Origin of the sequence: Pseudomonas sp. AP19, assembly GCF_001728855.1 — a bacterium.
In the GTDB taxonomy this organism is placed as follows: Bacteria; Pseudomonadota; Gammaproteobacteria; order Pseudomonadales; family Pseudomonadaceae; genus Aquipseudomonas; species Aquipseudomonas fluorescens.
Genome location: NZ_LXJP01000102.1, coordinates 1 through 9,596 on the forward strand (window position 1 = coordinate 1; position 9,596 = coordinate 9,596).

Below are 9,596 nucleotides of genomic sequence, written 5' to 3' on the forward strand. Positions count from 1 at the left end.
TGCACCAAAGTAGGCGTCCAGTTGTTGGTTCAGGTTTTCGATAATCGAATCCCGAGGGTTGGGCATTGGCACTCCGATCATTGCTGCGCACCGTAGTAGGCGAACACCGCGAGCATGACAGCGAAGCCAACCGTCCAGCGCATCATCCGGCGCCCGAAACGGCGCGATGTTGCCTTGGCGGAATCGAAGAAGTCGGCGTTGCGCTCGAGCTGATCGGCATACTGGCATGCGCCGTCGTGGCCGGTGCGCGCCCCTCGGGATACGCCGCTGGAGCGCTCGACCACATCAAACAAGTTATTGCCGAGCGGCACCACGTTGAAGCGCGGCACCTTTACAGGTTCTTCGCGACCGATCATCACGTACATCTCCGAAGTGGAAAGCCGAACACGGTCCCGCAGGGCCTGCAGAACGGCTTGGCTTTGTTGGATGGCTGGATTCATGCCGACTCCTTGGTTGTGGTTGCGTTTATTCGTCAGCAGCCTGACCGCCTGGGTGTGCCGGTGGGCGCAGGGGAGGGTGCTGACGGGTAAAGGCGAGGCGTAAAAAAGCCCAGTCGAAACCGGGCTTTTTGTTCTGTCACAAACGCCTCCGTAAGTGACAAGCCAGCAGAGCCCTTTTGGGCCGTGCGGGTATCTGTGCGTTTACATGGCTGCAAATCCTCCGTTGTTCGCTCACTGGGTTGGCAGTGGCCACCTATGAAGTTGGGCGCCGGTATTTCCCGGCTGTCACGGCGCTTGTGCCAGATCAAGATAGCTCGCCAATACCAGGTTGGCGCTGACCCTGCGCAATGCGGGTTGAGCTATTCGCCGTTGATGCAGGTGGGCGGTTATAGGCCGCGATTTCGTCCGCATCCCAAAGCCCACTCAGAGAATGGGCAGAGGTGATGCTTTCGTTTACGCGGTGAGGCTTGGCCGCTCTGCCTGACGAACTACTCGCACTTGAGCGGTGCGTCTCTCTGGCACTCGCCGATCACGACGCATAGCGTCATCGCCGATCATTGAGTGCATGGCGATCAGCGCAGCCAGGGCAATGCACATCGGCGAGATGATCTGGCGGCGCATTGCCTCGGCAACCGCAGCGGTTTGGCGGGTCACGCCAAGCTTGAACATCGCGCATGACAAGCGCTTGGCTACCGTGCAGGCCGCGACATTGAACTGCCTTGCGATCTCCTTTGCCGTCATGCCCTGGGCAGTGCCGAGCAGGTACTGAACTTCTTTTGGCGCAAGGCCTCGTCCGAGATGACCCTTCCATGCGCCGCTGACGATTGTTGCTTCCATCAATGTGACTCCCGGTTGGTTTCCCGTCTGACCCTGTCGCCAAGGCCAGCCAGTGAAATCTTCCGTTCTGCTTAAAGAACTTGTTCCAGTCGGTCCCGTTTTCCGGGGCTGGGAGATCACTTCGCTGATCCCGTGCTATCTGGCGGCTTCACCAGTCGTGTGGCGGGCGATGAGGCCCTGGCGAGCCCGTGTTGGGAGACTCGATGGATGTAGTTAACCATCGGTATATTTTATCGTCAATACCGATGGTTAATTTATTTTTCATGGGCGTGCGTTATCCTCTGGCTTAAACTGGATGGATATACAGTTAAAGGGTGGGGAAATGAGTAAGACGCAGAAAGTTAAGCCAGCTTTACGAATTGAGATGTCCGCGGTAGAGCGCTTGGGGCTGCGCGTATCGTCAATGATCAATTCGCCAAGGGCGCAGGATCGGTGCTCAGCCGTAATTCACCGCTTGGATACGGATGAGGATGCAGAGTGGGATGAGGTAATGGGAAGAATTGCTGAAGTTGACGGGGTCAATATGGTCTTTCAGGACGACGGGGGGGTGCTTCTGGAGTGGGAGGCGCCCAGCGAAGAGGATAGGGTGCTGGAGGTAGGCGAGGTGGAAGCTGTCGAAGAGGAAGCTGCGCCATTCTGATATTCAACTTAGGCCCGGCGCATAGCCGGGCTTAAATTCAAGCCTTTCGCGCATTCCAGATCATCAGCACTTTGGCGTGAATGGTTACATCCTCCATCCTGGCTTCCTGGTCTTTATGTTTTGGATTGTCGGATATGAGCAAGAAGCGCTCCGCGTCCAAAAACTGAATCCGCTTTATGTACAGATGCTCAAGCCAGGTCAGAACGTATATGCCATCACCAGCAAACTCGTTGACACCCTTATCCACAATCAGCGGATCTTTGTCGTTGATCGTGCCTTCCATGCTCTGGCCCCAGCCGGTGATCATGGCCAGTGCGTGAGGGGAGGTGTATGACACACCCTTCTCGCGGAGCACGTCCTCACGAATAATCAGATTCCTGATTACCTCGTTGTAGTCATTCGGTACTTGGCCATGCCCCATTGAGGCGCGTACATCGTACTGGCGAATCACGAGCTCATCCGACCTCGCTTTCAACCCAGAAAAGTCCACCTGTATCACCTTTCCCTGGGCCTCGCTGGCAGCTGTGAGCGCCGCCGCGGCAATCTTCTCTTGGGCATCGGCATCGAGACTCTTGCCTGCATGCTTCCGGATCATCTCCATTACCTTTTCGGCAGCGCTTACTCCAGGTACTGCAGTCGTTTTAGCTGGGCCGGTGGTCAGTAATGATATTTCCTCAGCAAGGCGCGGACTGAAAGCCGATACAGGCTCATCAAGCATGCGCGCAAGCACGGCGGCGAACTTAGTGTTCAGCGGGTTGATGCCCTTGAAGTAAAGATTCACGGCAGCCGGTGTCATGCCCGCTGCATCGGCGATTTTCTTCTGACTGAGCTTTAGCTCGTTCTTCTTTGAGAGGAACAAATCATGCGCAGCTGCGCACTCGGCAATCAGCTCGGGCGGGAGTATTCGTTTCTTGGTCATCGCGCGAATGTATACCAATGGTTAAAAATAAGAAGAAACCATCGGTATTGATTAAAAATTAACAGATGGTTAATATCGGCCTCATCTACAACCGAGGCTCAAATCATGAGCGAGACCCCTCTCGACGAGTTTGTTGCGAAAAAGGGCCAGTCCGAGGCGGCGCGGCTTCTTCGTGTCACGGCTCCAGCAATTCACAAGGCGCTAACAGCGAAGCGGGACATTCGAGTGCTTGAGCTTCCCGACGGCAGCTTCCAGGCGAAAGAGCAGCGCCCGTTTCCATCGCAGCGATCAGTAGCCTGATCGCTTGATGCGCCCATTTTCCCTCTAAGCGGGTAGGGCAGATAGAGATTCTGGATCAGCTGTTAATTCATACAGTGCATAGGAAGGGAATAGAGATGGCGAACAAAGGAGAGGTTGGAGCGCCATTTAAGAGCGCTCCTTTTACGGTCAGTGCTTCGGCCCTGGGGGAGACGCTATCCCAGCACGCTCTACCGCATCTACGGATCTTTTCAGTACGTCGATCAGCTGCTGTGCCTGTTGAACCGTCAGCGCAAAAATCGGCGACTTCTGAGCCTCTTCAATTCGCTGAAAAGGCGTCGATATGAATCCCAGCTCCAGCAATACCAACTGCATAGCTTCGACAGTTCTTACATCCCAGCCAGTTACTGGGTTTAACGCCAAATCATCTGACATGTCCGGTCTCCGTGACCTTATTGAGTGGAATCAGAAAGCTACCACGGATGCACCGGACACCCATAACGCCTGAATCGCAGGCATAAAAAAACCGCCTGGCAGGGCGGTCCTTTCAACAGCAGAAACATTTCGTGGGGCCATTATGAACAAACTCGTCGCTCCAAGCAATACCGTAACGATGTCGAGCCGGGAGGTCGCTGAGCTAACCGGAAAGCAGCATCACCACGTCGTGCGCGACATCAAGCACAACTTAGCGGAGCTGAACTTAGATGCATCCAAATTTGGATGCATCTATCTCGACGCCTCGAATCGCAAGCAAACCGAGTACCTGCTTCCGCCGGATCTCGTCATGACACTGCTGACCGGCTACAGCATCCCGCTTCGTCATCGTGTCGTGACACTACTACAGGAACTCGAAAACGTGTCGCGACACGCATCCATTCCTCAGTCCTTGCCAGAAGCTTTGCGCCTCGCCGCCGATCTCGCCGACAAAAACGGAGAACTTCAGCGCTTGGTTTCAGATCAGGCGCCCAAGGTCGCCGCCATCAAGCGGCTTGCCGCCGCCGGCGGGGCTATATGCATCACTGACGCCGCCAAGCAACTTGGTGTCGCGCCATCTCGACTCTTTGCCTGGCTTGAACAGCACCGCTGGATATTCCGCCGCCATGGCTGCAAGCGCTGGGTCGCATACCAGTCCCGCATAACCTCTGGGCACATGACCCATAAGGTCACTGCGTTGAAGCCTGATCCCGAGACAGGTATCGATCGCGCGGCCTTCGACCCGATGATCACTCCAAAGGGGCTTACACGCCTCGCTGAACTACTGCAGGAGGCCGCGTAATGGCCGGCGATTGGATCAAATTCGAACTCACCACCCTGGACAAGCCCGAGGTCTGCCAGATCGCAGACCTGGCCGACATCGATCCTGATGCTGTCGTCGGAAAGCTGATGCGCGTGTGGGGATGGTTCGATCAACAAACTGAAAACGGTAACGCTCCAAGCGTTAGCAAAAAGTTACTCGACCGTCTCGTTGGCGTTATCGGTTTCTGTGAACACATGAAATCTGTTGATTGGATGATCGAGTCCGAAGGCGTGATAAGCCTCCCGCACTTTGATCGACACAACGGCAAGACCGCTAAAAACAGGCTTCTAACGGCTAAACGAGTGGCAAACCACAAGGCCAGTAACGCAAAAGGTAACGCTTCGAACGTTAGTGGTGCGTTACCTAAAGAAGATGTAGAGAAGAATAAAGAACCTCTCTCTGCGCGTGGCTCCGTTGACCCTCGCATGCCAAGCGAAATGACCCTCGACTGGAATCCTGATGACAAGCTGCTGAAAACCTACTCGGTTCACTCTGGCGTAGCGCTAGACCTGTTTACCGAAGAGGCTCGCCGCGCATTCACTGCTCACTACGAGCCGCGCGGCCAAGTGAACACTCAGGCTGAGTGGGTGCAGATGTTGGTCAAGTGGGTGCTGAACGACAAGAACAGATCAGCCGCCACTAACGTCACGCCCATTCGGCAGAGGCCGCCGGCCGCGTCCGACTTTGATGATGAAAGCACTGACTGGCAGAACGGAGTGCAATCGTGATGAAGCAGGTAGCCGCAGTAACCCAAGGCCTTTGGGCCAATCCTAAGGCCGGCGAGTTCCTCTCGGCAGACGAGGCGCACGCTCCGCAGGATGAAGGTCGCCGTCAGATGGCCGTGGCTATCAATGATCTGTTCACTGAGCTTCGCCTGATTCGTTCGGCGTGGCGTCAGGCCTGGCCGGACAAGGAGACCTACCAGGCCGCCAAGGTGCAGTGGATGCAGGCATTCCTCGACGAAGGCATTCGCACTCAGGGTCAGATCGAATTCGGCATGATCAAGGCGCGAAAGCAGGTCTCCGACTTTATCCCGAGTCCGGGTCAGTTCATTGAATGGTGCAAACCAACTCCGGAAATGCTCGGTCTACCACCCCTGGCTGCGGCTCACCGTGAAGCCGTGCGTAACGCCCATCCGGGCATGGCTGGGCAGGGCAAGTGGTCGCACGATGCTGTTTGGCACACAGCCAAGGAATGCGGGTTCGAGAGCCTGAACAAGCTGGACGCTGCTCTTAGCCTGAAGCTGTTCGACCGGAACTACACGATCACCATTCGGCGCTTGCTCGACGGATTGCCTCTGCAGGCAATGCCGAAGGCGCTCCCCGCCAAGGTCGATGGCCGAATCACCCCTGAGGTGGGGAATGGCGCCCTTGCCCAGCTTCGGGCCAAGTTGGCCGGAGGCTCCCGGTGAGTCGTCTCACTGAGGCGGCCCGTGACCGTGACTGCCAGGTTCGGTTTCCGGGCTGCTCCTGCGAACCGTCCAACACAGTCTTGGCCCATTACCGGCTGGCTGGCACCTGCGGGGTGGGCATGAAGCCCAACGATTTTCAGGGCGCCTGGGCCTGCGGCTACTGCCACGACATTGCGGACGGCCGCCTCAAGGCGCCTGTGCAGCTGACCCGTGAAGAGGTCCGCCTGTATCTCGCCGAAGGCGTCATGCGCACCCAGGACATACTCATTCGCGAAGGGAAGGTGAAGCTTTGAAGCCGTTTGCTGTGAAGCCATTTAACCCAGCACCCAAGCGTGCCAAGGCAGTCGACCGGGAAGGCATGGAGCAGGCCGCGCTGATGAAAGAAATCGCGCTGCGTTACCCGGTCGCCGCCAAGTTGATTTTTCACGTCCCGAACGGCGGGCACCGGCACAAGCTGGTGGCGATCAAGCTGAAAGAGCAGGGCGTGAAGGCTGGCGTTCCCGACCCGGTGCTGCCCATGGCCCGCGGCGGGTACTTCGGACTGTACATCGAATTCAAAGCCCGGGCGCCGTATGACGCCGCCGTATCCCCGGCCCAGGACGCATACCTGCACGCGCTGACCGATCAGGGGTACCTAGCCATCGTTTGCCGCGGGCACGTGGACGCCATTGAGGCGATCCGGGCCTACCTGCTTCAACCACAAACGAGGGCCGCTGCATGACGACCGCTGCTGTGAAAATCACTCAGGCCGAAATCAAGCGGCAGGCCGCCGGCGTCGTGCAGGATCTACGCGACCTTGAGAACAAAGGCCTGTATCTGCGTTTCAATAAGGCGCGCACCGGCGGTTCATGGTTCCTGGTACTGAAAGGGCAATGGAACCACATCGGTACTTACCCTGAGCTTTTTCATACCCAGGTGGTCGCTGCGCTCCCAGCGATTCGTCTGCGTCTGGCCGCTGGCGAAGGCGCGAGCCTATCCAAATGGAACAACGTCGGCGAACTGCTGGACTGGTTCGCTGATCGCATGTCGCGCGATCGCAACATTTCGAGCAAGCGCAAAAACACTGGCGCCTCGATCATCAAGTGCCACCTGAAACCGCGTCTCGGCGAGCTGCCGCTGATCGGCATCGACAAGGCAGCACTCGACACTCTGCTGATGTGGCCGCTGCAGGAGACGGTTTCCATCGACTACGTGCGTTCGGCATTCCAGCTGCTGGCTCTGGCATTCCGGCAGGCGGCAAAGCTGGGCATGATCACGTCCAACCCGATGGCGGCGATCCGGTTCAACGACTTCTCCAAGGCGAAGGTCGGCATCAAGCCATCCCGTCTGCGCGGTGTCCAGTTGGAAGGTCTGCTTGGGCAGATAGCCGACGTCACGCCAACCGCACCGCTGGATTCGATGCTCGCGCTGATGATGCTCTGTCACGGCACGCGGATCGGCGAAACCCGGATGGCCCGCTGGTCGCACATCAGCCTGGCCGAGCGTGAGTGGTTCATCCCGGCCGAGAACACGAAGACCGGTGTCGAGCATCACCTGCCCCTGACGGAGCAGGTGTGCGCGCTGCTGACATCGTACCGCGAAGGTCAGTACGCCCGAGGCTATGACGGCCAATGCCTGTTCCCGGCGCGCAACGGCAAGGCGCTGGGCGAGGCTCAAGGCTGCGCCGTGTTCCGTCGATTGGGGCAGGGCGAATGGACCAGTCACGACCTGCGCAAGGTGGCACGCACCGGCTGGGCAGATCTCGGCATCGACCACCTAATTGGCGAGCTGCTGATCAACCACGCGATGGGCCACAACGTGAAGGTGTACATCCAGTCGGACGTGATGAGCCGCAAGCGTGATGCCCTCGAACAGTGGCACGCGCATCTAGATCAGAAAGGCTTTGCAGCGATTCACAGATTGACCGGCTTTAGATTTGAAGATTCCGGTAATTCGCTGAAAGCCACAGAGCATAAGGCCTGCGAGGCCAATCAATATTCAACCATAGGCGAGGTTTAAAAATGATGAAAAAGAGCAGTGGCCCCGCCTTGGTGCGCAGCTTGATACCGCTCACGGACTGCCCGTCATGCGCCGGCAAAGGGATGATCAAGGGCGTCTTTCACGAGCTCGACTGCATCGGATGTCACTCGTCCGGCTTCGTCCATGCCCAGACGCTTGAGCCGCTGCTGATCGAGGACCTGGTGGTTCAGCTCGGTCGGATGGTCAGGCGGGAGCGCAGTAGGTTGATGATCACGGTCAGCCCGTCGCGCCGTATGGCTGATGACTACCAACAGAACAACAGCCGCGGCCCAGGCCGCTCGTCTTACAAAGGGGATTGAGCCATGGCCTTCACACCGAGCTTTAAGGAACGCACCGCCGAGGATCTGCTGGAGCATTGGGGCCGCTGGGTTGTGCTTGGCTCTGGCGTGTCGTGCTGCGCGTCACGCGAGAACACCATCCTGTCGCCGATGATCACCGATGACGACGCGCTTATGATCGATGGGCTGATGGGTCGCCTGCTTAAGCGGTACCCCGAATGCGGCCAGGTGCTTATGAAGTACTACACCACCCGCGACAGCTCATTGATGGAAGTCGGAAAGAAGATGGGCTTCGGCGAAGAGAAGACCCGCGGGCTATGGAAGGCCGGCATTGCCTGGATTGATGGGGCTTTAGATATTCGTCGTCAGGCTGCTTGACAGGCCCGGGGACGATATATAGATTTAAGTTACTTTGCGGTTTTTCCGCGAGCAAAGCCAGACCTTAGAGTTGGGCTTTTTGCTTTCTATACTTCCTTGAGCCTCGGCATTTGCCGGGGCTTTTTCGTTTTCGGCTCCACCACACCCATCGCTCCGAGCTGGGAGTGCTGCTGGAGCCGGATCTATTCGCTCCCCTAAAGGGAGGAACCTGAGATGCCGAACATGCCAGACAAGCCGGATACCTGGGCGATTGTGCTTGCGTGGTTGAGCCAGCATGCGCCGATCCTTTACCCGGCCGGCCTGTCCTTCGCCATGGCCGTGTTACGCATTACTTATGGCGGCGGATCAAGGCGGCAGATGCTGGTCGAGGGCGTGCTGTGTGGTGGGCTGACCCTGACCATCATCAGCGGCCTGGAGTTCTTCGGGCTACCCCAGAGCATGGCTACCTTCGTGGGTGGTTGGGTTGGCTTCCTCGGTGTCGAGAAGATCCGGTCGATAGCCGACCGAGTCACGGACTTCAAGCTGCCAAACAGGACGCCTTGATCATGCCGCCCAGGCCAAAGAAACCTTGCAACGCTCAGGGCTGCAACGTGCTTACCCGAAACCCGCGCTACTGCGATGCCCACAAGGACATCGGAAAGAGCGCCGAGGCCAAGCGCCGTGAGCAGCAGCGTGAGACCAGCGCTCAGCGTGGGTACAGCTACAAGTGGCAGCAGGCTCGCAAGGCGTACCTGACCAAGCATCCTCTCTGTGCTGAGTGCGAGCGTCAGGGCTTGGTGGTCGCGGCCACTGACCTTGACCACGTCGTTCCTCACAAGGGTGACAAGGCCGTGTTCTGGGACAGTTCGAACTGGCAAGCCCTGTGCCATCCCTGCCACAGCAGGAAGACGGCGTCCGAGGACGGCGGTTGGGGCAATCCATCGAGAAATCGTTCGAATTGACCGATTCGAACGCCGTAATGAGGTTGAATCTCAATACGGGAAGGGGGAGGGTGAAAAGTTCGGGCTTTTCGTGAGCTAGACCGTCCCCTTGGCCTTTTTCTTACACCCGCGAAATTAAAAATTCAGGAGTTGCGCGATGGGAGGCACCGCCACGGTCGCCGGCCGTGGTCGCAAACCC

At 57.7% G+C, this 9,596-nt stretch carries 16 protein-coding genes; 12 read left to right on the forward strand and 4 right to left on the reverse strand.

Translation table 11 applies throughout. The features are described from left to right. Nucleotides 1–77: 77 nt before the first annotated feature. Entirely contained in the window at nt 78–440 is a 363-nt protein-coding gene (locus A7D21_RS33145) for a hypothetical protein (protein ID WP_069553768.1), read from the reverse strand. Between the two features lie 453 nt (nt 441–893). Continuing rightward, complete coding sequence (locus A7D21_RS33150; RefSeq protein WP_069553769.1) at nt 894–1,277, reverse strand: response regulator transcription factor; 384 nt, start codon at nt 1,275–1,277, stop codon at nt 894–896. A 322-nt stretch (nt 1,278–1,599) separates the two neighbouring features. On the opposite strand from A7D21_RS33150, the gene A7D21_RS33155 reads away from it, so the two are divergent. After that, on the forward strand, nt 1,600–1,917 hold the full coding sequence (locus A7D21_RS33155; protein WP_069553780.1) for a DUF1654 domain-containing protein: 318 nt from the start codon (nt 1,600–1,602) through the stop codon (nt 1,915–1,917). Nucleotides 1,918–1,954: 37 nt separating this feature from the next. On the opposite strand, the gene A7D21_RS33160 is transcribed toward A7D21_RS33155, so the two are convergent. Beyond that, the gene (locus tag A7D21_RS33160; protein ID WP_069553770.1) at nt 1,955–2,836 is read right to left on the reverse strand and encodes an XRE family transcriptional regulator; all 882 of its coding nucleotides are present in this window, start codon (nt 2,834–2,836) and stop codon (nt 1,955–1,957) included. A 105-nt stretch (nt 2,837–2,941) separates the two neighbouring features. Between A7D21_RS33160 and A7D21_RS33165 the strand changes: the two genes are divergently transcribed. After that, nucleotides 2,942–3,136, forward strand: a complete 195-nt coding sequence (locus A7D21_RS33165; protein ID WP_069553771.1) for a Cro/CI family transcriptional regulator — start codon at nt 2,942–2,944, stop codon at nt 3,134–3,136. A gap of 147 nt (nt 3,137–3,283) precedes the next feature. Here A7D21_RS33165 and A7D21_RS33170 read toward each other — a convergent pair whose 3' ends face one another. Further along, nucleotides 3,284–3,529, reverse strand: coding sequence for a hypothetical protein (locus tag A7D21_RS33170; protein WP_069553772.1), 246 nt, complete (start codon nt 3,527–3,529; stop codon nt 3,284–3,286). Between the two features lie 178 nt (nt 3,530–3,707). On the opposite strand from A7D21_RS33170, the gene A7D21_RS33175 reads away from it, so the two are divergent. The 10 genes from A7D21_RS33175 (at nt 3,708) to A7D21_RS33220 (ending at nt 9,418) form a co-directional block, all read left to right on the forward strand. Continuing rightward, nucleotides 3,708–4,370 carry a phage regulatory protein/antirepressor Ant gene (locus A7D21_RS33175; protein WP_069553773.1) on the forward strand — a complete coding sequence of 221 codons (663 nt, stop codon included), beginning with the start codon at nt 3,708–3,710 and terminating at the stop codon, nt 4,368–4,370. After that, nucleotides 4,370–5,119, forward strand: a complete 750-nt coding sequence (locus tag A7D21_RS33180) for a DnaT-like ssDNA-binding domain-containing protein (RefSeq protein ID WP_069553774.1) — start codon at nt 4,370–4,372, stop codon at nt 5,117–5,119. The genes A7D21_RS33175 and A7D21_RS33180 overlap by 1 nt, the downstream gene beginning before the upstream one ends. Further along, nucleotides 5,119–5,802, forward strand: a complete 684-nt coding sequence (locus tag A7D21_RS33185) for a replication protein P (protein ID WP_069553775.1) — start codon at nt 5,119–5,121, stop codon at nt 5,800–5,802. The genes A7D21_RS33180 and A7D21_RS33185 overlap by 1 nt, the downstream gene beginning before the upstream one ends. After that, nucleotides 5,799–6,095, forward strand: a complete 297-nt coding sequence (locus A7D21_RS33190) for a DUF1364 domain-containing protein (protein WP_069553776.1) — start codon at nt 5,799–5,801, stop codon at nt 6,093–6,095. Before A7D21_RS33185 ends, A7D21_RS33190 begins: the two co-directional genes overlap by 4 nt. Continuing rightward, on the forward strand, nt 6,092–6,523 hold the full coding sequence (locus A7D21_RS33195; protein ID WP_069553777.1) for a VRR-NUC domain-containing protein: 432 nt from the start codon (nt 6,092–6,094) through the stop codon (nt 6,521–6,523). The genes A7D21_RS33190 and A7D21_RS33195 overlap by 4 nt, the downstream gene beginning before the upstream one ends. Further along, nucleotides 6,520–7,800 carry a site-specific integrase gene (locus tag A7D21_RS33200; protein ID WP_069553778.1) on the forward strand — a complete coding sequence of 427 codons (1,281 nt, stop codon included), beginning with the start codon at nt 6,520–6,522 and terminating at the stop codon, nt 7,798–7,800. The genes A7D21_RS33195 and A7D21_RS33200 overlap by 4 nt, the downstream gene beginning before the upstream one ends. Before the next feature lie 5 nt (nt 7,801–7,805). Then, nucleotides 7,806–8,120 (forward strand): hypothetical protein, encoded by a 315-nt coding sequence (locus tag A7D21_RS33205; RefSeq protein WP_069553781.1) that lies wholly within the window; start codon nt 7,806–7,808, stop codon nt 8,118–8,120. Between the two features lie 3 nt (nt 8,121–8,123). After that, nucleotides 8,124–8,477: an antiterminator Q family protein gene (locus A7D21_RS33210; protein ID WP_065870011.1), complete on the forward strand. Its 354-nt coding sequence runs from the start codon at nt 8,124–8,126 to the stop codon at nt 8,475–8,477. Between the two features lie 213 nt (nt 8,478–8,690). Further along, nucleotides 8,691–9,020, forward strand: a complete 330-nt coding sequence (locus A7D21_RS33215; RefSeq protein WP_046485542.1) for a phage holin, lambda family — start codon at nt 8,691–8,693, stop codon at nt 9,018–9,020. Between the two features lie 47 nt (nt 9,021–9,067). After that, complete coding sequence (locus A7D21_RS33220) at nt 9,068–9,418, forward strand: HNH endonuclease (protein ID WP_371859253.1); 351 nt, start codon at nt 9,068–9,070, stop codon at nt 9,416–9,418. Nucleotides 9,419–9,596: the final 178 nt, after the last annotated feature.